Here is a 22,221-nt window from a genome sequence, read left to right as displayed (position 1 = left end):
TGCGCGTGCGTCGTCAATCAGCAATCACAGGCTCGACGAGCCTCGCTAGTTGAACAAGCGACTCCTGCCAACCGAGGTAGCACATCTCCACAGGAATGACCTCGGGCACGCCCTCCTGCAAAACGGTGAGTTCGGTTCCGCACGACACCTGCCGCAATGAAATGGTGGCCTGCATCTCGCCCGGCAGATTCGGGTCGTCGAATCGGTCCGAGTAGCGGATTTTCTCGAACGGCACCAGTTCGAGATACTCGCCGCCGAACGAGTGGCTGTGGCCGGTGCCGAAGTTACGAAAAGACATCTTATGGGCGCCGCCGACCTTTGCATCCATGTGGTGTACCTGACAGGTGAAACCGTACGGCGGAAGCCACCGGACTATCGCATCCGGTTCGAGGAAGGCGCGATAGATGCGTTCGGGCGTGGCACGCAAGACTCGGTGGAGGTGGATCGTTCCGGTAGCCATGGTGTGTGCTCCTTTCATTACAGAAGTTGGACATACTCCTACGACGATCCGACGACGCCGGTATCGACGCAGGTTGAGATCAGGAAAAACCCTCAGGCGTTGTGCGGTTCATACTCGCAGTCGACGGCAAGCTTACTCCCTCGGTGTGGCCCATTGTGCGGGCCCCGCCCGGTGTTCCGGTCGGCGCGCTGGTCGCACGCAGGGACGTCGAGTTGAGTTTTCAGCAGTTAAGTGACTTGATGCGCTTGCCAGGCATCCATGTGACGGGTCCTATGCCTGCGGACGTTCAGATCGTAACCGTCTTCTCAGCCGGCATACGTATGGCATCCCGGCGGAAAGATGCCGCGATGGCGTTCTTCTCTTTTCTGGCTTTGTCGCAGTGCGATCAAGTCAAGCTGAGTCAGGGGATAAAGCCTGCGTTCCGGTAAATGCCGAACGATTCACCGTTCCTTTTTTTGCGCCTGCGCGGCGACCATCCAGCAGACCACTGCACCCGCGGCCCAAGCGCACGCGAACATCAGTTCGAGATCGAGCATGCCCTGGAAATTCTCCGCATTTTCGTAGCTGCAGGTTCGATGAGTCTGAAACTGGATGCAGCCGGTTTGCATGTCCTGGAAAACGACAAATAACTTGTACAAGCCGAACAGCGTGAATGCCAGCGCGAGAAGCGCGAGTTTTTTTGGTTTTGTCATCGCATGTTCCGTGGGTTCGGTCTGACAGGATACCAATTGTCAGCGATGCACACGCGCTGATTTCCTGATTCGACAGGTCGCGGGAAATCGTAGAGAATCGATCGGCATGTCCCGCTGCGGATTGGCGCACTTGCGACTTTCCTCCCGCGAGTCTTCAAACGACACGTGACCTAACCTGTTCCGACATCGGCATGATGAGTGCCGCCGTCGACGGCCGGTTCGTATATAAGGACGGCGCGCCGTATCCCGCTTGACTCGCACGCGATCTCAGTGCTTATATTCCAGACGATTAATGATGCAGCCATTCATTCCGATTGTGGCGGCATTAAAGGGGACCAGAATCGATGAATGAGGAATTAGTAAATGCATCGGAGCGGATCGACGAACTGATTGCGGGTCTAACGGACTGGCGTGGCAAAACGTTCGCTAGTGTCCGCAAGGTCATCCTTGAGGCCGACCCGGAGATCATCGAGGAATGGAAATGGATGGGTAGCCCGGTGTGGTCCCGGGACGGCATGATCGCGGTCGCCAACGCGCACAAAGGGAAGGTGAAGGTTACCTTTGCGCATGGGGCCGGCCTCGATGATCCTGACAAGCTATTCAACGCGGGTCTCGAAGGCAACGCGCGACGCGCCATCGATTTTCTGGAAGGCGATAAGGTCAATGCGCGCGCGCTGAAGAATCTCGTGCGCGCTGCGATTGCGTACAACCAGACTCATTTGAAGAAGAACAAAACGTCCGCGAGCACGCGAGCGAAAGTGGTCAAAAGTAAAGCGGGGTGAAGGTGGCGCCGTTGGCTACCTTCGAGCGGAAAACACAGTGCCGTGTTGCGCCGGTTCGATTGCGGTGGCTCCCGCTAGACGTTATCACGCGAACGCGGATCGCTCATCCGTGTTGTCGGTTTTGGGAAGCGACGCTGACGTCTCGCACCCATCGCGCACAATGCCGAAGTGTTTTTCGAGCGCCTGGCGATCGGTTTGTCGTTGCTGGCGGCGCTTGTCTGGAGCGTCGCGCTGACGCTGACCACACGTCGGGCGCGCAGTACGACCTGATCAGCTATGCGCGTTGCCTCGCATTCGCACTGGACTCGCCCAAATAGACCCGTTAGTCTGAGAGCATTGCACGAAGCAATCTGGCGATGCAGTTCCTAACCGACAACGTGGGAGCCGAAACATGGAAGTGAGCACGGAAGCGCTTGTTGACATGCTGCGAGAAGTCGAAGCCGACGACCCGATCGACTACGCCGACCTTCCTTTCGGAGAGCAGGAGCTCAGGCGTCTGGTGATGACCTCGCTCGTCGAGCGCCACCACCAGGTCGAGGCCGGCAACATGTCGGTGTCCGACATCCATGCGCTGTACCTGCTGAGCACCGCCAAGCTGGTTCTTGAAAACACGGTGCTTCACGCAAGGCTGCTTCTGCTTCAGGGGCGGCAGATCGATGTGCAGTCGCTGCTGGCTCCATTCACGCTCAAGGGCAAATCATAGGCTGGGCGAGCGGACGCTCAATTGCAGAGCGTCCTCGCCGCCAGCCGTTCAGTTCTGAAAATAGTTCAGACCGAGCGCATTTTTCACCTCGGATACCGTCGCGCCCGCCACTTCCCGCGCGCGCATCGTCCCGCGGCGCAGGACGTTCAGCACCTCGGCACGGTCGGCTTCGAACTCGCGGCGGCGCTCGCGAATCGGGGCGATCAACGACTGCAGCCGTTCGTTGAGCACGCGCTTGACCGCGCTATCGCCAAGGCCGCCACGGCGGTAGTGGGCCTTGAGTTCGTCGACCATCGGGACGTCCGGCTCGAACGCGTCGAGAAACGCGAACACCACATTGCCTTCCACCTGGCCCGGATCGCTGACGCGCAGATGGTTGGGGTCGGTGTACATGTTGTTCACGGCCTTGGTGATTTCGTCCGGCGTCGCGCCCAGCGTGATCGCGTTCCCGAGCGACTTGCTCATCTTGGCCTTGCCGTCGATGCCCGGCAGCCGTGCAACGTGCGAGAGCACGGCTTCGCATTCGACCAGCACCTGTCGATCGACCGTGTTGTTGAAACGGCGTACCAGCTCGTTGGTTTGTTCGATCATCGGCAACTGGTCGTCGCCGACAGGTACGCGCGTCGCCTTGAACGCGGTGATGTCGGCGGCCTGGCTGACCGGATACGTCAGAAAGCCGGCGGGGATGTCCCGTTCGAAACCGCGCAGCACGATTTCCGCCTTGATGGTCGGGTTACGCTCGAGGCGCGCCACCGTGACGAGGTTGAGCAGGTACTGGGTCAGTTCCGCCAGTTCGGGCACCTGCGACTGGATGAAGATGGTCGACTTCGCCGGATCGATGCCGACGGCGAGATAGTCGAGCGCGACCTCGATGACGTTTTCCGTGACTTTCTGATGCCGACCGACGTTGTCGGTCATGGCCTGCGCATCGGCCAGCAGCAGGAACTGCTGCGCCTCGTGCTGGAGCCGCACGCGCGAGCGCAACGAGCCGATATAGTGGCCAAGGTGCAGCGGGCCGGTCGTGCGGTCGCCGGTCAGGATAATGGGTTGGTTCGTGGTCGTTTTTGCGTCTGTCATGGTCTGGGGTTGTGCGTTTGTCGATACCACCAGCCGTCGGCGCGCACAAACGAAAATGCCGCCAGGACTGGCGGCATCACGTTTCGATGGTCGAGTGGAAACGGGCCGCCTAAGTCAGGCGCGCCACCAACAGTTCAGCGTGATCGGCTTCGTATCCATCGGCAGAGTATAACGCGGCGGATCGCAAGGTCGTCGACGGCGTCCCGGAAAGTGCGTCCGCAACGCCGCACCCGCGAGTGCGGACGAGTGATGGCGACGCGCCCCGCAACCCGCCGTACAACCGATTCGCACCGCTGTCTAGGCCGCCGAAAAAACAACCGCCGCGGCGTCTTCGACCTGCGTGAAAGTGCGCACAAAGCGATAGGCCTGGCCACCGATCTCCATCTCGTTGACGCCCGAGCGTGTCAGTTCCAGCATCTCATTGGCGAGCGGGATGGCAATCGTGCCGAGCTTCTTCATTTCCTCGATCAGACCGGACGGGTCGCCCAGGTAGACGGTGCAAACGTCGTTCGTGGGGCGCGTCATGACCACGCTCGCCGCCTTGTCGAGCGAGAGTTCGAGATACTCGACCAACGTCTGGAGCGACTCTGGCACGGGCTCGCGAGAGCCGTTCATCAATGTATTTGCGACTGTCATCTCGTAGTCCCCCATCGCGCCGATCTACGGGTACGCCGCTGGAAATCAGCGGTTCATCCACTATACGGCATCGTACATCGATACTCGACTCGCGCGGCTTCCCGGGGGGGGGGGGGCTGCGATGAACAGTCAGAGAACCCCCAGCGCCGACTTCGGCTCCAGAAACGCTTCCAGCCCGAACGTACCGTATTCACGTCCAATGCCTGAATGCGCCGAACGGCGCGGCCGGCTCATGCGCCGGCGTGTTGACCCGCGCGCGTTCCGCTTCGATCCGCGCCGCGAGCTCATGCGCGCGCGGCGTGTCTTGTGACAACGCATAACCTGCAAACCGTAGCGCGTGTCGATGGCGAGCGTGATGACCTCGTCTGTGTCGCCATAGGCGACGATCGACAGCACCGGGCCAAATATCTCCTCACGCGCAGTCGTCATGTCGATCGTGATGTCGCTGAAAACGGTCGGGCGCACGAACCAATCCGCGTTTAATGCTAGACACGGCACGCGCCGGCCGGGCTACGGGCGCTCATCGATATGATCCGCGAGCACGCCGATGTCCAGCGTGAAAAGGCGCGGACCCGGCGCAAGCGGGTGGCATGCGGCAAGTCATTTTTTCCGCCCCAGAGGGAAGTCGACTCGTTTCGTCAGTCGAATTAACCCGATCCTCTACGTTTACGCAATAATCGCAATACGCGCGGGTTTCGACTTATCAACCATCAAAAAATGCGTAGGTCATGGCTTTCAGCGAACCAAGGTCTCCATTTTTCAAGTGGGTCGTCTCTTCCTCTCAGGATCTGAGCGCGGATAATCGCCAGATACTGCTTGCCAATCTGTTCACGCGAACCGCATCGATCGTGTTCGCGTCGATTTGTGAAATCAGCGTCTGCGCCACCGCTTACTACCTTTATCCCAAGGCTCTTTACGCGAGTTGGGGCAGCGCCGTTGTCGCATTGCTGATTGCCCGGCTCGCCTTGATCTGGTTGTGCTGCTCGCGCAGCGCCAACGGCCAGCCGACTCCTACCTCCGCATTTCTGTTTGCGAGCCTCCTCTGGAGCGTGCTGTTCGGCTACGGCACCTTGCTGTGCAATATCAGCGGAGACCAGACGCTGTTCCTGCTCGGCAACGTTTGCGCCGTGGGCGTTATTGGTGGATTGGCCGGCCGCAATGCCGGCACCCCTCGGCTCGTATTGCTGCAAATCACGTTCATTCTTGGACTCCTGGCTCTCGGGGCGGCGCTGTCGCCCGGCTCCGGAAAACTGGTGCTGCTGTTCCAGGCGCCGTTCTGCGCCGCCGGCTTCTTTACGGTTGCGCTGCGCAGCAATCGCGACACGGTCGCGTTGCTTCTGGCGCGGGAAAACAGCCACCGGCTCGCTCATCACGACAGCCTAACCGGCTTGCCCAATCGCGCGCGTATCAGTGAACTGCTGCTCGAACGCACGGAGATGGGCGCGTCGCGCAAAGATCAATCGTTCGCTGTTCTATTGATCGATCTGGACGGATTCAAGGCCATCAATGACAGCCTGGGCCATGCCGCCGGCGATCAGATTCTTCAGGAAGCGGCAATTCGCTTGTGCGAAGTGTTGCCGAGCGGCGACCTCGTCGGGCGCCTGGCCGGCGACGAGTTCGTGGCGCTTTCAGATGGCACGGGCCAGGCTCGCGACGTGCGCATTCTGGCGGACCGCATCGTGAAGACCTTGGCCCGCCCGTTCGCGCTGCGCGAGGCGCTGGTGCATATCGGCGCGAGCGTGGGTGTCTCGCTCTATCCAGACCACGCGAAAACGGGCCCGCAACTGCTGATTTGCGCCGATCGCGCCTTGTATGCCGTGAAACGCAGCGGCAAAAGCGCGTTCGCTATTTTCGACGCCGCGAAGCACGCGTCGGATGAAAGCCTGAGCCTTCTGCGCAGCGATCTGGAGGGCGCGCTGCATTCGTTCTGCGGTCTGCGCATGGAGTACCAGCCCATTGTCGATCTGAGCAGCGGTGCGGTGTCCGGCCGCGAGGCGCTGATACGCTGGACCCATCCCACGCGCGGCGAACTCTCGCCTGCGGCGTTCATTCCCACCGCCGAACGTACGGGCCTTATCCTGTCCCTGGGCGAGTGGGCCTTGCTGCAATCGTGCAAGGAAGCAGTGACCTGGCGAGACAAGGTGACCGTCGCCGTAAATGTATCGCCGGTGCAATTGCGGGAGGAGTCGTTTGCGTCGACCGTTTCGGCGATTCTGCGCAAGACGAAGCTACCGCCGCAGCGCCTGAATATCGAGGTCACGGAAACGGTGCTGCTGAACGACGACGTCGTGACCCGGCGCAACGTCGGAAGGCTGCGTGCGTTGGGCATCGGGCTCGCGCTCGACGATTTCGGCACGGGCTTTTCGACCATGTCGACCCTCGTGCGCTTTTCTTTCGACAAGCTCAAGATCGATAGCTCGTTCGTCAAGGAGTCCGTGCATCGTCGGGAATCGGCGGCGGTAGTGCGCGGGATCGTCGCGTTGGCGCGGGAAATCGGCATACCGACCACGGCGGAAGGCATCGAGACGCAAGAGCAACTGGATTTCGTGCGCGTCTGCGGATGCACGCATGCTCAAGGCTTTCTGCTCGGCAAGCCATTGCAAGGCCACGAGATTGCGCGGATAGAAGAGAAGGTTGCTGCTCATTCCGCTGATAAGGAATGAGCGCTCACGAAAGTCAACACCGAGGCGACTATGGAACCTGCCTTGCAATTCCAATTGCGGATTACTGTCTCGCCGGAACTGGCCGACACGTTACATACCGACCCGACCTACGCGTCGCATAGCGCGCTCCGTGATGTTCTGCGCCGGCACGACGCGACGTTGAAATGCCAGTTCGATGCATTCGCCGACTATGTGAGCGAAGCAGAACGCGAGGGCACGGAAAACTATCCGCTCTATCAATGGACCCGCGAGACAATCGAGAACCCGGAGAAGAAGGCGAAGTACCTGCGGTCGTTTACTGTTTATGTGAATGGCGGCGAAGTCTACGGTAAAGATGCCGCCGATATCTTGGAGAACGAACTATTACAGCTGGTCAGTGAAGACGGAATACAACGCGTGTCCCGATTCGATACCAATCCGGCGAATAACCCGCAACCGCCCCGGCGTTAGGCGCGACACTTACTAAACGTAAAGTTCGTCGAGCCTTTCAACGTTGTCAGCGAATCGTCATTCCGGTTTTACATTTGGCGACAAGGCGTCGAGTTCGTGAGACGATGCAAGCTCACTTTTACGCGAGGAGAGCGGCATGGGACTCTTGGACGAAGCAGGAAAAATTGCGGGGGCGATCGCCGCCGTTGAAGCAGCGGAAAAAGTGGATCCGGAAGCGGGGTTGCTGACGAAAGGCATCGCCGCTATCGCCGGTTTTGAAGGCGCCGGCAAGCTGGAGTCAATGATCGAAAAGAAAGACGACGACACGCAGGAAGCCGCCGACAACACCGAGTCCACGGACGACACGAATCCGCAGACGTGAGTGACGCTTTGCCGCCGGTCGCATGATCAACGATAGATCCATGCGCCGGCAACTTCGGCGCTCTGTTCTGAGTGTCGTCAATGTCCGTTCATTTTCTGCATGTGCCGTTGCCCGGCGTTCGCTCGGCGCGGAACGGCATTCAACACCAAACTCGCTCGCCGTTCACCATCGCATCATTGCCTGTCGTCGCCGCGCCCTTGCGCTTCGAATGCGGGCGAGCGCTCTGCGCCTCACGCGGTTTCATCTGAGTGTCATAGCCTGGCGACTACGATGGCTGGTCGTTCCCGTTGCGCGCCGGTTTCCAGCGCACTCGCCGTTCACGAAGAACGCGGTGTGCCCGACCTGCGCGTCGGCGTCCTTCCACCCCCGTACAACAACACCAGACATGTCGAACAGAAAAATCGCTAAGGCTTCGCCGATCGATCAAGGCGCTTCCATCGTCTCGCGTCGTGGGTTCCTGAAGTTTGCCGGCGCATCCAGTCTCGCTACGGCGGCCGGCACCCTATCGTCGGCCGCGCGCGCGGCGAACAGCACGCCCGACGGCACACCGGAGCAGGTCCACCTGACCTGGGGCAACGACCCGACCCACGAGGTCACGGTGTCGTGGGCGTCGCTTGCGCCGGCGGTCAACCCGCAGGTGCGCGTGAGCGGCGCGCGCGAGGGGAGACATACGGTGCATGGTATCCAAAGCACCTACACCGACGGCCTCAACGGCGAAGTCGTGTTTACGTATCACGCGCGCCTGCGAGACCTGAAGCCCGATACGAGCTACGAATACGAAGTGACCGCCGACAACGACAGCAATGCGGCACAACCTTTCACGGCCAGTTTCCGTACTGCGCCGCGCGGACGTGCGCCGTTTCGCTGGACCAGCTACGGCGATCTCGCGACGCCGAACACCGGCTGGGTTCTGTCATCGCCACAAAGCCGCTTCGCGGTGCAGGCGGTCGAGCGCTTTCAGCCGCTGTTCCACTTGCTCAACGGCGACCTGTGTTACGCCAATCTAAATCCGACGCACCAGCCGGACGTGTGGCGCGACTTCGGCAACAACTGCCAGACGTCCGCGTCGAACCGGCCGTGGATGCCCTGTCCGGGCAACCACGAACTCGAGTTTCATAATGGCGAACAAGGCCTCGCTTCGTATCTCGCGCGCTATACGCTGCCGGACAATCACACGCGCTTTCAGGGCCGCTGGTACAGCTTCCGCGTAAGCTCGGTGCTGTTCATTTCGCTCGATGCCGACGACGTCGTCTATCAGGACGCGGCTGCGTTCGTTGCCGGCCCGGAACCGCTGGTGCCGGTTGCGAGCACCGGCAATCCGCCCATCCAGCCCGGTACTTCGCTCTATGTGCGCGGTTATAGCGCCGGCGAACAGACGCGGTGGCTCGAAAAGACATTGCGCCATGCCGCCGAAGACGACGAGGTCGACTGGGTCATCGTGCAGATGCATCAGGACGCGCTGAGTTCGTCGAAGACCGGCAACGGGTCCGATAAGGGCATCCGCGAGGCGTGGTTGCCGCTGTTCGATCGCTACGGCGTGGACCTGGTGCTGTGCGGTCACGATCACGACTACGAACGCAGCTATCCCGTGCGCGGCTGCAACCATAACAAGGGCACCGACATCGCGACGGGCCGGCCGGTGGATACGTTGCAGCCGAAACCGGTGATGTCGGCGGTGTCGCCGGGTGCATCGACGTTCGATACCAGCCACGGCACGATTCACCTGATTCTCGGCGGCGGCGGCACGAGCGCGCCGCTGGACGTCTATGGCATGGATGTCGGCACGGGGCAGCCGCAGGCGCGTATTTTTACGCGTCCGAACCGCCCGGTGGCCGGCACGACGGCAGGGACCTTCGTGCGCGCGAGCGCGGACGCCGTGGAAGACGCGATCTGGTCGGCGCAACGCGATACCGGCACCGGTTATGGGATCGCGGTGTTCGATCATGATCCGGGGCATCCGGGCGGCGAGACTACGATCACGATGAACTACTATCACGCGCCCGGCGCGGACCAAGTGCCGACGCAGAACTACGAATTATTCGAGACCGTCGAGTTGAAAAAGAAGCGGCGCGGATAGGGTTCGAATGAGCGGTTGTCGGGCTGCGGACTACGACAGCTCGCCAGTATCGTCCGCGCGATAATCAATATGGTTGGCTGTCCGATGGATATTGGAAAACACCGGACGATGTTCTCTTGCTGTTCGACTTGAAGCGATAAAACCCTCCGCTCTCGACCCTTCGATCATTTTGTTACACGTCTTACCGATGTGGCGTGACGTGGTTACAAGAGCCTTTCACAAGCGCGGTTATACTCGGCGCCGTCAACAACAATGAAAGAGCTTTTTATGTCGAAGAAAATCCTCAAGATTGTTGCCGTTGCAGCGCTCGCGGCTTCGGCGTCGTTGTCGGCAATGGCCGGCGATATGAACAACGCCCTGGGTGGCGCGCTCGGCGGCGTGGCCGGCGCTGCGCTGGGCGGCGCGGTAGGCGGCAGCACGGGCGCCGTGCTCGGCGGCGCAGTGGGTGGCGGCGCCGGCGGCGCGGTCACGTCGAACCGCAGGGAGCGCACCGGTGCCATTATTGGCGGCGCGCTGGGCGGCGGCGCGGGCACGGCGGCCGGCAATGCGATGGGCGGTCGCGGCGGTGGTCTTGTCGGCGCTGCGTTGGGCGGCGGCGCGGGTTCGGCGCTCGGCGGCAACATCTCGCGCTCCAACTCGTACGCCGACGACTATTCGCGCGGCGACCGATCGGGCAAGCGTCATCATAAGCATCGGCATTACGACTGAGCGACACGCGAGAGGGCGGCGTAGTGCGTAGCGCAGATACGTGTTTGCGCGCCCAGAGTGCCGGACGATAAGTAGCCGACGCTCTGCATTGACTTTGCTTCCTCGATGGTTATCGTAAACGGTCCTCGCAGCGCAGTCGTATGCCGACACGCGTTGCGAAGAATACTTCACGATTCCTCCGTCCTCAGGAGACAAACAAAGATGCCACGAGTGTATTGCGCGGGTCCGCTCTTCAACGCAGCCGAACGAGCCGAAATGGATTCGATTGCCGCCACGCTGGAGGCGGCGGGCTTGACGACATTTCTTCCGCACCGCGACGGTCTCGAGTTCGCGAAGCTGAAACCGGAACTCGAGAAACTCGGCGCGTCGGTTGAAGAAGCCGCGGACATGCTCGACCGCGCGATCTTCAGTCTGGATACGTATCAGTTGCTCAGGCGTTGCGATGTGGTCGTCGCCAACCTCAACGGCCGCGTTGCCGATGAAGGCACGGTTGTCGAGGCATCGTTGGCGTGGCACGCGGGCAAACCGCTCGTGCTCTTCAAGGCTGACGCACGGTCCATGCTCAGCGGTTCCGACAATCCAATGCTCACGGGCTTGGGCGATTTCCACTTGGTCGACCAACTGTCCGCGCTGCCGCAGGCTGTTGTGGACGCCGTCAAGCGCGATCGGAGTCACAGAGTGGAACGGACATTGGAGAGTGGCGCGGAGATCGCGTCGCTTCGCGAGAGCGGTGATGAGCTGAGCGCGCTGGCAAAGACGCTGTACAGCGCTTTCAAGAAAACCTGAGCCTCGTTGCGCCGATGCAGATATCTCTGCGCTAGTTAAGACGATCCGCACTCACAGAAAGAAACGGGTCGCGAGTCGCAACGCAATTCATCACACGAAAGTGCGGGTAATACGCCCACTTGACGGTGCATCTTCCGAGTGGGAGCATCGCCGCCCAATGCGCATGCATTGCTGATTCGCAGCAGGCTCCGCGCGCTGCAACACAATTGCTGAACGCCGCGGGCGCATGTGCCGCTTGCACGGATTGCTGGCGAAATAGCCAGCCGCGGCATGCGTCGGCACACAAGAAAATCAAATAGAGCGGTTTGAAAAAGACCGCCTTTAGAACGTATACAAGGACCGATCCCTCACTATAGATTTTCGACGGAGGTCACTCATGCTGTTTCATGCTTCCATCCCGGCACACCATCCGGAACACGTCGCACGTGTCATTGCCGAACTGTGGGGCGGATTTCACGCACCGTTCCCTTCCTTTCCCGATTCGTGGATGGCGATTGCCGGCGACAACCGCGGCTCGATCATCGAGACTTATCCCAACGATCGCGTGCTTCGCCCCGGAGGCGAACAGGGCTCGTTTGTTCCAGAACCGGGCACCGCCTCGCGATATAGCGCATTTCACATCGCCATCGCGAGCAAACTGTCCCCCGAAGAAGTATTGGCGATCGGCGAGCGGGAGGGCTGGCGTGCGGTGCGCTGCACGCGCGGCCGTGACTTTTTCGATGTGATCGAGTTGTGGATCGAAAACGTTCTGCTGATCGAAGTGCTGACGGAAGAGATGCAGAAACAGTATCTGGCCTTTGCCACGCCGGCGAACTTCCGCGCGTTTGCGGCTGCTGCGGCAGAAGCTTCAGCGGCGCAAGTATGAGTCGAGAGGCGGCGTCGCGGGTCTCTAGCTCCTGACTACGGCTTTTGCCTGCGCGCCGCTCTTTCTGCAGCCGGCACACATGCCGAACAGAACCAACTGACGTCCCGTCACCGCGAAGTCGAGGCTGCTCGCGATAGACTGCTGTCGCGCCTCGATTTCCGCGTCAAAGAACTCATAGATTCGACCGCAGACCGTGCAGACGAGATGGTCGTGCCGGGTCCCGTCATTCAGTTCGTAGACCATGCGGCCGTCGCCAAAGGCCACGCCGGACAATAAATCCGCATCCACGAGTTGACCGAGCACGCGATAGACGGTGGCGAGACTCATGTTGCGCACGTCTTCGTTGAGAAGCTTATAGACCTGTTCAGCTGTGAAGTGGTCGCGAGCGTGCTCGTGAAAAAACTCCAGCACCAGAACTCGCGGGAACGTGGGCCGCAGGCGGGCTCGCTCCAGAATACGATGAATGTGCATGGATGTCGTGGCAATGGAGAACCGGCGGCAGCCCTGTTGGATTCCAGGTCGCCGCCATGAAGAAGTCGTCGGGGATCACGTCGTGCTGTTTCGGCAAGACGAACCGCGAGTGGCCGAACTATGTAAGCCGGGTCCTTAAGAGAACCTTAAGCGGCAGTTTGGGGACGCACTGGACGACCGCGGATCGATGTGCCAAAACGAGTTCTTCCCGTTAAATTACGTAACCCTTTCACGCGATTGTTGTCGTTAATCGCGCACCACACTTCCGTCACACGCCGCAACACGTTAAGCTCCGGCCCCTCATTGTTCCTTTGACGCCACGCCGCTTATTTTTTTGACGACGCATTTATTTTCATCGTCCTATGATCGGGGGGCTCGTTTCCGCCGCGCTAGCTAGCACGCGCCGACTGAGCCGACTTGAAAACCATGCAATAGATAAGCGCACACTTTGGCATAGCCATTGAAATGACGTGTCGCGCAATAAACATCCAATAATTAATTATGCTTCTCGCAGTTTGCGCAACAACGGTTTCGAATGTATTGCATGCGTGTTGACGGCGTTGGTGGAAAGAGCAATTGATACCCTCAATTACCGCTTGATCACGGAGCCAACAAGTATGAAAAAGTCTTTACTCGCGGCCGCGCTCTTCGGCGCATTTACGATGTCGGCGCATGCGCAAAGTAGCGTGACGCTCTACGGCCTCATCGATACGGGATTGGTTTACACGAACAATCAGTTCGGGCACAGCAACTGGCAGGTATTGAGCAGTTCGACCCAGAACACGGTGTTCGGTCTCAAGGGCTCGGAGGATCTGGGCGGCGGCTTGCACGCGATCTTCAAGCTCGAACAAGGGTTCCTGCTGAACAACGGAGCGCAGGCATTCTCCGGTGATGGTTTCGGTTCTCAGGCATGGGTCGGCCTGCAAAGCGATCCTTACGGCACCTTGACGTTCGGCCGCCAGTTCGACGTGATGAACGACCTCGTCGGACCGCTTACCGCGGAGTTCAACACGTGGGGCGGCAGCATGGCCGCGCATCCGTTCGAAAACGACAACCTTGCTGCGAATTCCGTCGTGATCAACAACTCGGTTAAATACGCGAGCCCGACTTACCGCGGCGTTACGTTCGAAACGATGTATTCGTTCAGCAACAAGGCGGGCGACTTCGGGAATAACCGGTCTTACGGTTTCGGCGTTTCGTATGCGCAAGGTCCGCTGAATCTTGCCGCCGGTTATCTGCAACTGAACAACGCGGGCAATGGCAGCGGCGCGGTGACTTCGAGCGATACCAGCGCGAACTTCCTCGCAGAACGCCAGCGTATCTGGTCGCTGGGTGGTAACTACACGTTCGGACCGGCTACGGTCGGGCTGGTTTGGAGCCACACTCAGATCGACAACGCGTCGGGCGTGTTCTCGTTCGGCACGGGCAGCTATCTCGGTTCGGGCGACACCTCCGCGGGATCGCTGGGTGGTTCGCTGCGTCTCGACAACTACGAGGTGAACGCAAAGTACGCGCTCACGCCGGCGTTGAGCGTATCCGGCGCGTACACGTACACACATGGCGCGTATAACGGTTCGTCGCCGGGATGGAATACGGCCATGCTGCAAACCGACTACTCGATCAGCAAACGCACGGACTTCTATCTGGAAGGCGTCTATCAGAACGTGCATGGCGCGCCTGCGGACTCCGTGCTCTCGCATGCCATGATCAACACGTTGTCGCCGTCCGCGACCAACACGCAAGTGGCGGTCACCGTGGGCATGCGTCACGCGTTCTAAGCAGGCTCGCTTCAAGTGAGGTGAACACGCATGCCCTGTTTTTGCAGGGTATGCGTCGTCATGCTCGGAACGATCAGGGCACGACGTCCAGCGTTACGTGTTCTGTGAACCTTCGTCCTTCGCTTCAGCCAGAATCTGCTGGATGGCTTGCTCGAAAGCTTCGACAGGCTGTCCGCCACTCACCAGATAGCGACGGTTGAAGATAATGGCCGGCACCGACTGGATACCCATTGCCTCGTTATTCCGCTCCTCTGCGCGAACTTCGGCGGCATAGGTTCGGTTTTGCAGTACGTCACGCGCCTTCGCGGCATCGAGCCCGACGGACTGCGCTGCCTCGATCAGCACTTCATGATCGCTTGGGTCTTTGCCGTCAGCGTGATACGCCTGCAGCAGCGCCAACTTGAGCGGCAACTGCTTGCCCTCGATGCCGGCCCAATGCAGCAGACGGTGCGCGTCGAAGGTGTTGTACACGCGGTTGCGCGGGCCAAAGGTAAAACCGACGCTCGCGCCGCGCTCGCGGATCGCGGCCTGCGTTTCGGCGATCTGCTCCGGCGTGCGGCCGTACTTTTTGCCGAGATAGTCGACAATGGCCTCGCCGTCCGGTCCCATGTCCGGATTCAATTCGAACGGATGCACGACGATTTGCGCGTCGACGGCGTCGCCGAGACGCGAGAGCGCGCGTTGGAGCGAGGAGAGGCCGATCGCGCACCACGGGCATGCGATATCGGAGACAAAATCGATAGTGAGCGCTTGAGTCATTGCTGTGTTCCGGTCCTGTATCAAAGCGAAAATCCGCAGACAGCGTAACCGGTATTGCCGTTATTTGCAGGACCGCCCTCGTGACGTGACGGGAGCCGGCGTCTTACAATTCACCAGCCGCAGTTGAGCGATTGACCGTGCGGACGATGGGGATGCCGCGAGGCGTCATAATCCCCGTTCGCCGTCGTGCACGACAACGACTGCTTTTCCAACGTTGAAAGGAGCCTCAAATGAGCAAGGGATACTGGGTGACGTCATATCGCGCGACGAAAGACGCGGAAAAACTGGCCGCGTATGCGCAACTCGCCGCGCCCGCCGTGACGGCTGCCGGCGGCAAGTTCATCGTGCGCGGTGTGGCCGAGGAGGCTCGCGAGCAGGGCTTGAAGGAGCGGACGGTCGTGATCGAATTTCCGACCTATGAAGCGGCCGTCGCCGCCTACGAGAGCGAGCCGTACAAGAAAGCGCTGGCCGCATTGGGCGACGGCGTTGAGCGCGATCTGCGGATTGTGCGCGGCACGGAGTAACCGGAAAGCGAAAGATACGGCGAGCGCGACCTGCTCATGCAGTTGCGCGCTCGCCCCGACATCTATTTCACGGCCCCTAGCGCGAGCCCCTTCACCAGATATCTCTGCAACCACGCGAACACCACAGAAACCGGCAACGTCGCGCAGAGTGTAGCGGCCATCACCAGATGCCACTGGACCACGTATTTCCCGGCAACCATGTCGGTCACCTGCACGGTCAGCGTCTTGTTTTCGGGTGAGCGGATCAAGGTATAGACCACGGCAAACTCGTTCCACGCGTTGATGAACGTGAAGATCGCGGTGACGACGATCGCAGGCACCGCGAGCGGCAGAAACACTTTGAAGACCGCCTTGGTGCGTCCGCATCCTTCGAGCCACGCTGATTCTTCCAGATCCCGCGGCACCGTCTGAAAGTACGAAGACAGCATCCACACGGCAAACGCGATATTGAATGCCGCGTAAGACACGATCACGCCGATCTTGGAATCGACCAGATTCCCGTCGCCGTAGGGAATCATCGCTGCCAGCCGGAACAGGCCGACCACCAGCAGAATCGGCGACAGCATCTGTGTGACGAGCAGAAACTGACGGTAGAGCCCGCGTCCGCGAAACGGGAATCTCGCCAAGGCATAGGCCGCGGGCAAGCTGACGGCCAATGCAAGCGCGGTCGACAGCAAGCTGATCACCGTGCTGTTGCGCAGCGCCACGCCGAAATTGGCCGCCACCCACATATCGGAGAAATTGCTCCACTGCCAATGCACGGGCAGCCAGCGCGCCGGGTACACAAAAATCTCGGAAGCCGGCTTCAACGCGGTGAACAGCATGACGGCAAACGGAAACAGCACCACTACGATCAGTGGCGACAACGCGAGCCAGCACCACAGCGTGCGCTTCATCTTGACGCTGAGACTCATGACGGATCCCCTTCTTTCGCGGGCTGCAGGCGCAGATAGGCGATCGAGAAAATGAACAGCATGACGAGCATGATCAGCGACACCGCCGCGGCTTCGCCGGGACGCCCGAGCCGGAAGCCGAGCTCATAAAGATATGTGACGAGAATGTGCGTGCTGTTGTCGGGGCCGCCCTGCGTCATCACCCAGATGATCGGAAACGAGTTGAACACGTAGATCACGTTCAACAGAATCGTCATGTTGATGAACGGCCGCAACAGCGGCATGGTGAGTTTGCGGAACTGCTGCCAGGCGCTTGCGCCGTCCATGCGCGCGGCTTCGTAAATATCGCCGGGCACCGAAGACAAGCCGCCCAGCAGAATCGTCACGGTGAACGGAACCGACACCAGAATGCCGACCGCGATTTCGACCGGAAACGCGAGCTCCGGCGTGGCCAGCCAATGAATCGGACCGCTGATCAGGCCGAGCCTCTGCAACGTGACGTTGACCATGCCGTAGTCGTCGTTGAAGGCCCAGCGCCAGACCACGGCGGTCATGGTCAGCGAGACGGACCACGGCAGCATCACGATCGTACGCGCCACACCGCGTCCATAGAAATCCTGGTTCAGCACGAGCGCAACGGGCACTGAGATCAGCACCGTGCCACCCACCACGCAGATGGTCCAGACAATGGTCCGCCTGGCTGCGGCAAGAAACGCGGGATCGCCGAAGATCGTATAGAAATTCTGCAGACCAGTGAAATCGCGAATGGCGCCGAAGCGCGAGACCTCGTGCAGCGATTGCCACACGATGTTGAAAATCGGATAGCTGATGATGAAAAGCGCCAGCACCAGGCTCGGCGCAATCAGCAACCAGGGCGCTTGCAGGCGCGAAGAAGCGGAGCGGCTCATGCGTGCTCGATCGTAAGACGCGTCCACATCAAGGGGCGGGCGCGACGGGATGGGCCGGATAGTGCATTACGACCGAAACGCGCACCGCCTTTGCAGTGACGGTGCGCGTTCCGGGTTCAGCAGATCACTGCGAGACTGCGCGATTACTTGCCGAGCGACTTGTTCGCCTGCGTGGCCGCCGCGTTCAATGCGTCAGCCGGCTTCGCCTTGCCCAAATAAATCGACTGCATAGCGTCAGTCACGGCCTTCGCGGTGTCTTCCCAGCCGGTCATGGTCGGCGCGAAATGAGCGGTCGGCAGCAGCGCGACGAAGGCCTTCGTGTCGGGATCGTTGAACGCCGGATCGGTCGCCTCAGCCTTGGTGGTCGGCAGGAAGCCTTCGGTCGTGGTGAACTCTACGCGCGGTTCCTTCGTGAACAGATAGTCGAGGAACTTCCACGCCGACTTCTTCACCTTCGAGTTCTTGAACATCACGATCGAGTCGGTGACAGCATACGTGGCGTGTGTCGTGCCCATCGGAATCGGATCGATGCCGTACTTCAGGTTCGGCGCTTCCTTCTTGATCTGTTTGGCGAGGAACGGTGCGGAGATCATCATCGCAACGCGGCCTTGCTTGAACAGATTCTGCACGTCTTCACGGCTATAGCCGGTCACGCCCGGTTGCGTCAGACCGTCGTCGATCAAGGTCTTGTACAGCGTCGCTGCCTTGATGCCGGCCGGCGAATTGAAGGCAGCCTTGCCATCTTTGCCGACCACGTCGCCGCCGTTGGTCCACAGGGCGTAGTAATAGTAGACGTCGGTTTCGATTTCCTTGCCTTGCAGGCCGAAGCCGGCAATACCCTGCGCCTTCAGTTTCTTCGACGCTTCGATCACGTCGTTCCAGGTCTTCGGGCCGTCGGGATAGCCGACCTTGGCGAGCAGATCTTTGTTGTAGTACAGCCCACGCGCGGACGCGGCGATCGGCAAGCCGTACACCTTGCCGTTGATCTCACCCGGTGCGAGGAACGGGCCGATGAAACGGCTCTTGAAGTTCGCGTCCATGTAGCCGTCGAGCGGCTCCGCGACGTCGTCCTTCACGAAGTCGAGCAGCCAGCGCGTGCCGACGATCGCGAGGTCGGCGTTGGCGTTGCCGGAAATGTCTGTCTGCAGTTTCTGTTGCAGCGTGTCCCAGTTCACGTCTTCGATCTTGATCGTCGTGCCGGGATTGGCCTTCTCGAAGTTGCGGGCCATTTTTTCGAAGTACGGCGCGGTCGCGTCGCTGTAGTGTGCGACGGTCACGCGAACCGTGTCGGCGTGAGCCGCGACGGCGATACCTGCAAACGCGAGCGCCACGGCAACTTTGCCTAGCGCGAGGGAAGCACGGGCATGCAACGACATTTCTCTCTCTCCTGGATGGTTTGCTGCCGTCGCCGGCCGCTTCGGGTTGAATTGTTTGTAAAAATCCTACATGACGCAAAATTGCTTGTCACGTAGGGTCTGCCATATTTTTTCCCGGCTGGTTTTGTGCATAAGATGCTGTAAAGCAGGGATATTCTGCACAACGCGATGTCACGGATACCCAATCTTCGGGATGACTAGACAACTGTATCGCGAATGGATTTGTAGGAAATTTACACGCTAATCCGGGCTGACGGCGTGGTCGAACAGCGAGGCGGACAATGAATCGTGTGGTGTTGGTAACGGGCGCTTGCGGCGGCATCGGCAGCGTGTTGTGCAAGCGCTTCGTGGAGCAGGGCGATACGGTGCTGGCGCTCGACATCGACGCCGCCGCGCTGCAGGCGTTGGGCGCGCAACTCGGCGAGGCGCATGTCACGCCGATCGCGGTCGATCTCGGCGACGCCGCCGCGGTGCAGCAAGCGGTGGCCGCCGCGGTCGAGTTGCGCGGTCCGGTGGATGTGCTGGTCGCCAACGCGGGCGCCGCCGAAGGTCTGACGCTTGCCACGACCAATGTCGCGAGTTGGCAGCGCGACATCCATCTAAATCTGAACGGCACGTATCACACGGTTGAAGCGGTGCGCGCGTCGATGATCGAGCGGCAGCGCGGCGCGCTGGTGCTGATCGGCTCGGTGAACGGCATGGCCGCGCTCGGTCATCCGGCGTATAGCGCGGCGAAGGCCGGGCTCATCAGTTATACGAAAGCGCTCGCGCTCGAACTCGGCCGCTACGGCATTCGCGCGAACATCGTATGTCCGGGCACGGTAAAGACGCAGGCGTGGCAGGCGCGCGTCGACAAGAATCCGCAGGTCTTCGAGGATCTGAAAAAGTGGTACCCGCTGCGCGACTTCGCGACGCCCGACGACATCGCCGACGCGGTGCTGTTTCTGGCCTCGCCGATGGCGCGCGTGATTACCGGGGTCGCGCTGCCGGTCGACGGCGGCTTGATGGCCGGCAACCGTTTGATGGCGGAAGAACTGACACTCGAGTCGCTCTGAACCGCCCGCAGCGGCATTGGAAGCAGCACGAGATCGAGTCAACCACGCAAGACGATGAGGACAGCATGGCAGCAGTGCAACTGAGCGGCATCTTCAAACGCTATGGCGACACGCAAGTGGTGCACGGTATCGATCTCGACATCGACGACGGCGAGTTCGTCGTGCTGGTCGGCCCGTCGGGCTGCGGCAAGAGCACGTTGATGCGCATGGTGGCCGGGCTCGAGGAAATCAGCGGCGGCGATCTGATGATCGGCGGCACGCGCGCGAACACTCTCGCACCGCAGCAGCGCAATATCTCGATGGTGTTTCAGAGCTATGCGCTGTATCCGCATCTGTCCGTCTACGAAAACATCGCGTTCGGGCCGCGGATTCGCAAGGAGTCGTCGGCGAGCTTCAGGCCGCGGATCGAGGCCGCGGCAAAGATGCTGAACCTCGGCGGCTATCTGGACCGCTTGCCGCGCGCGCTCTCGGGCGGCCAACGGCAACGCGTGGCGATGGGCCGCGCGGTGGTGCGCGAGCCGTCGCTGTTCCTGTTCGACGAACCGCTGTCCAATCTCGACGCCAAACTGCGTGTGCAGATGCGCACCGAAATCAAGGCGCTGCACCAGCGGCTGAAGAACACGGTGATCTACGTCACGCACGATCAGATCGAAGCCATGACCATGGCGGACCGCATCGTCGTCATGAACGCGGGGCGGATCGAGCAGATCGGCCGGCCGCTGGAACTGTACGACCATCCGGCGAATCTGTTCGTGGCGAGCTTTCTCGGCTCGCCGTCGATGAACTTTGCCGAAGGCGTGATCGCGAGCCGCGCGCAAGGTCAGGGCCTCGCGCTGAATCTCACGGATGGCGGCGAGATCGTGCTGGAAGGTGCGCCCGCTTCGGCGGTGATCGGCGCGAAGGTCACGCTCGGCGTGCGGCCGGAACACATCGAAACCATGACTCCGACGCCCGACGCGACGATGGAAGTCGAAGTGGTCGAACCGACTGGCGCGGAGACTCACTTGTACGGGAAAATAGGCGGCAGCACGTGGTGCGTGACGACACGTCAGCGCTCGAAAATCGAACCCGGCCAGCGCGTCACGCTGCGTTTGCCGGCCGAGCATATTCATCTGTTCGACACGGAGAGTGGACGCAGGCTGGTCTGACCCGCGCGTTGCCGTTTGAGGTCGATACGAGCGCGCCTCAGGCTCACTGAAGCTGCGACGCGACGTGGATTATTCAACGCATGAGAACGCGCCGGACCGCTCCAGGTTTTCTCACCCCGTCCGGGGGCCTGGCGCGAAGCGACAGGTCTGGGGGCGCTTTGAAGGAACACCGGGTGTCCGCACCGAACTTGATTCCCCACATCCGCAGCGCACTCGCCAATTTGCGGCCCGCCGAGCGCAAGGTCGCCGAGATGGTGCTGAGCGACGTCGACTTCGCGATGCGCGCGAGCATTACCGAACTCGCACAGCGCGCCGAGGTGTCCGAGCCTTCCGTCACGCGCTTTTGCCGCGCCATCGGCGCGCACGGTCTGCGCGACTTCAAGATGCAACTGGCGCAGAGCGTGGCGGGCGGGCTGCCGTATGCATCCACGGCGGTGGCGCGCGACGACGACGTGCAGACGCTCATGGACAAGGTGGGCGAGGCGGCGGTCGATGGCATCACGCACGCGCGTGGCGCGCTGGATCCGGCGGTGGTCGAGAGTGCGATCGCGGCGTTGTCGAGCGCGCGGCGGGTGTTTTTCTTCGGTGTCGGTTCGGGCTCGGGGCTGGTCGCGCAAGATGCGGCGCTGCGGTTTCTGCGGCTCGATATTGCATCCACGGCGTTTACGGATGGGCATTTGCAGCGTCTTTACGCGGGCCTGATGGAACCCGGCGATGTGGCTTTCGCGATTTCGCATTCGGGCCGCAGTGTCGAAGTCAACGAGAGCATCCAGATTGCCAAGGAGCGTGGCGCGACTACGATCGCGCTGACCAATGTCGGCTCGCGTCTTGCGTGGCTGGTGGATATTCCGTTGCTGCTGCGCGTACCGAGCCCGATCGATCCGAATACGCCGGGGGTGTCGCGGCTCGTGCATCTTTGCATCATGGACGCGCTGGCGATCGGCGTCGCGCTCAAGGCCGGGCCGAAGACGCTCGAGAAGATGCGGCATGCGAAGGCGAGGCTGGCGTCGCATGAGCCGGAGGCGGCGCGGGATTGAGAGGCCGCGGGG

25 protein-coding genes are annotated in these 22,221 nt (G+C 60.8%); 15 read left to right on the top strand and 10 right to left on the bottom strand.

The genetic code is table 11. From position 1 onward, the window contains the following. Window positions 1-13: 13 nt before the first annotated feature. The gene (locus B0G73_RS06130) at window positions 14-460 is read right to left on the bottom strand and encodes an SRPBCC family protein (RefSeq protein WP_106278925.1); all 447 of its coding nucleotides are present in this window, start codon (window positions 458-460) and stop codon (window positions 14-16) included. A gap of 101 nt (window positions 461-561) precedes the next feature. Here B0G73_RS06130 and B0G73_RS41850 point away from each other — a divergent pair, with 101 nt between their 5' ends. Further along, window positions 562-888 (top strand): substrate-binding domain-containing protein, encoded by a 327-nt coding sequence (locus B0G73_RS41850; protein WP_106278923.1) that lies wholly within the window; start codon window positions 562-564, stop codon window positions 886-888. A 12-nt stretch (window positions 889-900) separates the two neighbouring features. Here B0G73_RS41850 and B0G73_RS06120 read toward each other — a convergent pair whose 3' ends face one another. Then, window positions 901-1,152, bottom strand: a complete 252-nt coding sequence (locus B0G73_RS06120; RefSeq protein WP_106278920.1) for a hypothetical protein — start codon at window positions 1,150-1,152, stop codon at window positions 901-903. 344 nt (window positions 1,153-1,496) lie between these two features. Between B0G73_RS06120 and B0G73_RS06110 the strand changes: the two genes are divergently transcribed. Then, window positions 1,497-1,934: a DUF1801 domain-containing protein gene (locus tag B0G73_RS06110; RefSeq protein ID WP_106278918.1), complete on the top strand. Its 438-nt coding sequence runs from the start codon at window positions 1,497-1,499 to the stop codon at window positions 1,932-1,934. Between the two features lie 391 nt (window positions 1,935-2,325). Continuing rightward, entirely contained in the window at window positions 2,326-2,637 is a 312-nt protein-coding gene (locus tag B0G73_RS06105; protein ID WP_012428971.1) for a hypothetical protein, read from the top strand. Window positions 2,638-2,685: 48 nt separating this feature from the next. Here the strand turns inward: B0G73_RS06105 and trpS are convergent, their stop codons facing one another. The 3 genes from trpS to B0G73_RS06090 form a co-directional block, all read right to left on the bottom strand. Then, window positions 2,686-3,714 (bottom strand): tryptophan--tRNA ligase, encoded by a 1,029-nt coding sequence (gene trpS / locus B0G73_RS06100; protein ID WP_106278916.1) that lies wholly within the window; start codon window positions 3,712-3,714, stop codon window positions 2,686-2,688. A 297-nt stretch (window positions 3,715-4,011) separates the two neighbouring features. Further along, window positions 4,012-4,350: a hypothetical protein gene (locus tag B0G73_RS06095; protein WP_106278914.1), complete on the bottom strand. Its 339-nt coding sequence runs from the start codon at window positions 4,348-4,350 to the stop codon at window positions 4,012-4,014. Between the two features lie 129 nt (window positions 4,351-4,479). Next, the gene (locus tag B0G73_RS06090) at window positions 4,480-4,848 is read right to left on the bottom strand and encodes an aldehyde dehydrogenase family protein (RefSeq protein ID WP_106278912.1); all 369 of its coding nucleotides are present in this window, start codon (window positions 4,846-4,848) and stop codon (window positions 4,480-4,482) included. 230 nt (window positions 4,849-5,078) lie between these two features. Here B0G73_RS06090 and B0G73_RS06085 point away from each other — a divergent pair, with 230 nt between their 5' ends. From B0G73_RS06085 to B0G73_RS06055, 7 genes are all read left to right on the top strand, one after another. Beyond that, window positions 5,079-7,013: a bifunctional diguanylate cyclase/phosphodiesterase gene (locus B0G73_RS06085; protein WP_106278910.1), complete on the top strand. Its 1,935-nt coding sequence runs from the start codon at window positions 5,079-5,081 to the stop codon at window positions 7,011-7,013. A 30-nt stretch (window positions 7,014-7,043) separates the two neighbouring features. Continuing rightward, on the top strand, window positions 7,044-7,463 hold the full coding sequence (locus tag B0G73_RS06080; protein ID WP_106278908.1) for a hypothetical protein: 420 nt from the start codon (window positions 7,044-7,046) through the stop codon (window positions 7,461-7,463). A gap of 136 nt (window positions 7,464-7,599) precedes the next feature. After that, complete coding sequence (locus B0G73_RS06075) at window positions 7,600-7,824, top strand: hypothetical protein (RefSeq protein WP_106278907.1); 225 nt, start codon at window positions 7,600-7,602, stop codon at window positions 7,822-7,824. 385 nt (window positions 7,825-8,209) lie between these two features. Next, window positions 8,210-9,901: a metallophosphoesterase family protein gene (locus B0G73_RS06070; protein WP_106278905.1), complete on the top strand. Its 1,692-nt coding sequence runs from the start codon at window positions 8,210-8,212 to the stop codon at window positions 9,899-9,901. Between the two features lie 267 nt (window positions 9,902-10,168). Next, entirely contained in the window at window positions 10,169-10,609 is a 441-nt protein-coding gene (locus B0G73_RS06065; protein WP_106278903.1) for a hypothetical protein, read from the top strand. Window positions 10,610-10,810: 201 nt separating this feature from the next. Further along, on the top strand, window positions 10,811-11,395 hold the full coding sequence (locus B0G73_RS06060; protein WP_106278902.1) for a nucleoside 2-deoxyribosyltransferase: 585 nt from the start codon (window positions 10,811-10,813) through the stop codon (window positions 11,393-11,395). Window positions 11,396-11,771: 376 nt separating this feature from the next. Then, the gene (locus tag B0G73_RS06055; RefSeq protein WP_106278900.1) at window positions 11,772-12,260 is read left to right on the top strand and encodes a hypothetical protein; all 489 of its coding nucleotides are present in this window, start codon (window positions 11,772-11,774) and stop codon (window positions 12,258-12,260) included. A gap of 24 nt (window positions 12,261-12,284) precedes the next feature. On the opposite strand, the gene B0G73_RS06050 is transcribed toward B0G73_RS06055, so the two are convergent. Continuing rightward, entirely contained in the window at window positions 12,285-12,731 is a 447-nt protein-coding gene (locus B0G73_RS06050) for a Fur family transcriptional regulator (protein WP_106278898.1), read from the bottom strand. A 617-nt stretch (window positions 12,732-13,348) separates the two neighbouring features. Between B0G73_RS06050 and B0G73_RS06045 the strand changes: the two genes are divergently transcribed. Beyond that, the gene (locus B0G73_RS06045; RefSeq protein WP_106278896.1) at window positions 13,349-14,509 is read left to right on the top strand and encodes a porin; all 1,161 of its coding nucleotides are present in this window, start codon (window positions 13,349-13,351) and stop codon (window positions 14,507-14,509) included. A gap of 93 nt (window positions 14,510-14,602) precedes the next feature. Here B0G73_RS06045 and B0G73_RS06040 read toward each other — a convergent pair whose 3' ends face one another. Continuing rightward, on the bottom strand, window positions 14,603-15,268 hold the full coding sequence (locus B0G73_RS06040) for a DsbA family oxidoreductase (protein WP_106278894.1): 666 nt from the start codon (window positions 15,266-15,268) through the stop codon (window positions 14,603-14,605). A gap of 230 nt (window positions 15,269-15,498) precedes the next feature. On the opposite strand from B0G73_RS06040, the gene B0G73_RS06035 reads away from it, so the two are divergent. Beyond that, complete coding sequence (locus B0G73_RS06035) at window positions 15,499-15,792, top strand: DUF1330 domain-containing protein (protein WP_106278892.1); 294 nt, start codon at window positions 15,499-15,501, stop codon at window positions 15,790-15,792. A gap of 62 nt (window positions 15,793-15,854) precedes the next feature. On the opposite strand, the gene B0G73_RS06030 is transcribed toward B0G73_RS06035, so the two are convergent. From B0G73_RS06030 to B0G73_RS06020, 3 genes are all read right to left on the bottom strand, one after another. Beyond that, the gene (locus tag B0G73_RS06030; RefSeq protein ID WP_106278890.1) at window positions 15,855-16,706 is read right to left on the bottom strand and encodes a carbohydrate ABC transporter permease; all 852 of its coding nucleotides are present in this window, start codon (window positions 16,704-16,706) and stop codon (window positions 15,855-15,857) included. Continuing rightward, the gene (locus B0G73_RS06025; RefSeq protein WP_106278889.1) at window positions 16,703-17,593 is read right to left on the bottom strand and encodes a carbohydrate ABC transporter permease; all 891 of its coding nucleotides are present in this window, start codon (window positions 17,591-17,593) and stop codon (window positions 16,703-16,705) included. Before B0G73_RS06025 ends, B0G73_RS06030 begins: the two co-directional genes overlap by 4 nt. A 143-nt stretch (window positions 17,594-17,736) precedes the next feature. Further along, on the bottom strand, window positions 17,737-18,969 hold the full coding sequence (locus B0G73_RS06020; RefSeq protein WP_106278887.1) for an ABC transporter substrate-binding protein: 1,233 nt from the start codon (window positions 18,967-18,969) through the stop codon (window positions 17,737-17,739). 281 nt (window positions 18,970-19,250) lie between these two features. On the opposite strand from B0G73_RS06020, the gene B0G73_RS06015 reads away from it, so the two are divergent. From B0G73_RS06015 to B0G73_RS06005, 3 genes are all read left to right on the top strand, one after another. Next, a complete protein-coding gene (locus B0G73_RS06015; protein WP_106278884.1) occupies window positions 19,251-20,024 on the top strand; it encodes an SDR family oxidoreductase in 774 nt (257 codons plus the stop codon). 65 nt (window positions 20,025-20,089) lie between these two features. Then, window positions 20,090-21,172 carry an ABC transporter ATP-binding protein gene (locus B0G73_RS06010; RefSeq protein ID WP_106278881.1) on the top strand — a complete coding sequence of 361 codons (1,083 nt, stop codon included), beginning with the start codon at window positions 20,090-20,092 and terminating at the stop codon, window positions 21,170-21,172. 173 nt (window positions 21,173-21,345) lie between these two features. After that, on the top strand, window positions 21,346-22,209 hold the full coding sequence (locus B0G73_RS06005; RefSeq protein WP_106278879.1) for a MurR/RpiR family transcriptional regulator: 864 nt from the start codon (window positions 21,346-21,348) through the stop codon (window positions 22,207-22,209). The last annotated feature ends 12 nt before the right edge of the window (window positions 22,210-22,221 follow it).

Source organism: Paraburkholderia sp. BL25I1N1 (assembly GCF_003002025.1).
Taxonomy (GTDB): Bacteria; Pseudomonadota; Gammaproteobacteria; order Burkholderiales; family Burkholderiaceae; genus Paraburkholderia.
Note: the sequence above shows the minus strand (reverse complement) of the source record. Positions and strands in the feature narration are given on the sequence as shown.

What these genes read in the sequence shown, in the direction of transcription:
- B0G73_RS06130 (WP_106278925.1), bottom strand. Translation starts at nt 460, where the DNA reads ATGGCTACCGGAACGATCCACCTCCACCGAGTCTTGCGTGCCACGCCC.
- B0G73_RS06120 (WP_106278920.1), bottom strand. Translation starts at nt 1,152, where the DNA reads ATGACAAAACCAAAAAAACTCGCGCTTCTCGCGCTGGCATTCACGCTG.
- B0G73_RS06110 (WP_106278918.1), top strand. Translation starts at nt 1,497, where the DNA reads ATGAATGAGGAATTAGTAAATGCATCGGAGCGGATCGACGAACTGATT.
- B0G73_RS06105 (WP_012428971.1), top strand. Translation starts at nt 2,326, where the DNA reads ATGGAAGTGAGCACGGAAGCGCTTGTTGACATGCTGCGAGAAGTCGAA.
- trpS (WP_106278916.1), bottom strand. Translation starts at nt 3,714, where the DNA reads ATGACAGACGCAAAAACGACCACGAACCAACCCATTATCCTGACCGGC.
- B0G73_RS06095 (WP_106278914.1), bottom strand. Translation starts at nt 4,350, where the DNA reads ATGACAGTCGCAAATACATTGATGAACGGCTCTCGCGAGCCCGTGCCA.
- B0G73_RS06085 (WP_106278910.1), top strand. Translation starts at nt 5,079, where the DNA reads ATGGCTTTCAGCGAACCAAGGTCTCCATTTTTCAAGTGGGTCGTCTCT.
- B0G73_RS06080 (WP_106278908.1), top strand. Translation starts at nt 7,044, where the DNA reads ATGGAACCTGCCTTGCAATTCCAATTGCGGATTACTGTCTCGCCGGAA.
- B0G73_RS06075 (WP_106278907.1), top strand. Translation starts at nt 7,600, where the DNA reads ATGGGACTCTTGGACGAAGCAGGAAAAATTGCGGGGGCGATCGCCGCC.
- B0G73_RS06070 (WP_106278905.1), top strand. Translation starts at nt 8,210, where the DNA reads ATGTCGAACAGAAAAATCGCTAAGGCTTCGCCGATCGATCAAGGCGCT.
- B0G73_RS06065 (WP_106278903.1), top strand. Translation starts at nt 10,169, where the DNA reads ATGTCGAAGAAAATCCTCAAGATTGTTGCCGTTGCAGCGCTCGCGGCT.
- B0G73_RS06060 (WP_106278902.1), top strand. Translation starts at nt 10,811, where the DNA reads ATGCCACGAGTGTATTGCGCGGGTCCGCTCTTCAACGCAGCCGAACGA.
- B0G73_RS06055 (WP_106278900.1), top strand. Translation starts at nt 11,772, where the DNA reads ATGCTGTTTCATGCTTCCATCCCGGCACACCATCCGGAACACGTCGCA.
- B0G73_RS06050 (WP_106278898.1), bottom strand. Translation starts at nt 12,731, where the DNA reads ATGCACATTCATCGTATTCTGGAGCGAGCCCGCCTGCGGCCCACGTTC.
- B0G73_RS06045 (WP_106278896.1), top strand. Translation starts at nt 13,349, where the DNA reads ATGAAAAAGTCTTTACTCGCGGCCGCGCTCTTCGGCGCATTTACGATG.
- B0G73_RS06040 (WP_106278894.1), bottom strand. Translation starts at nt 15,268, where the DNA reads ATGACTCAAGCGCTCACTATCGATTTTGTCTCCGATATCGCATGCCCG.
- B0G73_RS06035 (WP_106278892.1), top strand. Translation starts at nt 15,499, where the DNA reads ATGAGCAAGGGATACTGGGTGACGTCATATCGCGCGACGAAAGACGCG.
- B0G73_RS06030 (WP_106278890.1), bottom strand. Translation starts at nt 16,706, where the DNA reads ATGAGTCTCAGCGTCAAGATGAAGCGCACGCTGTGGTGCTGGCTCGCG.
- B0G73_RS06025 (WP_106278889.1), bottom strand. Translation starts at nt 17,593, where the DNA reads ATGAGCCGCTCCGCTTCTTCGCGCCTGCAAGCGCCCTGGTTGCTGATT.
- B0G73_RS06020 (WP_106278887.1), bottom strand. Translation starts at nt 18,969, where the DNA reads ATGTCGTTGCATGCCCGTGCTTCCCTCGCGCTAGGCAAAGTTGCCGTG.
- B0G73_RS06015 (WP_106278884.1), top strand. Translation starts at nt 19,251, where the DNA reads ATGAATCGTGTGGTGTTGGTAACGGGCGCTTGCGGCGGCATCGGCAGC.
- B0G73_RS06010 (WP_106278881.1), top strand. Translation starts at nt 20,090, where the DNA reads ATGGCAGCAGTGCAACTGAGCGGCATCTTCAAACGCTATGGCGACACG.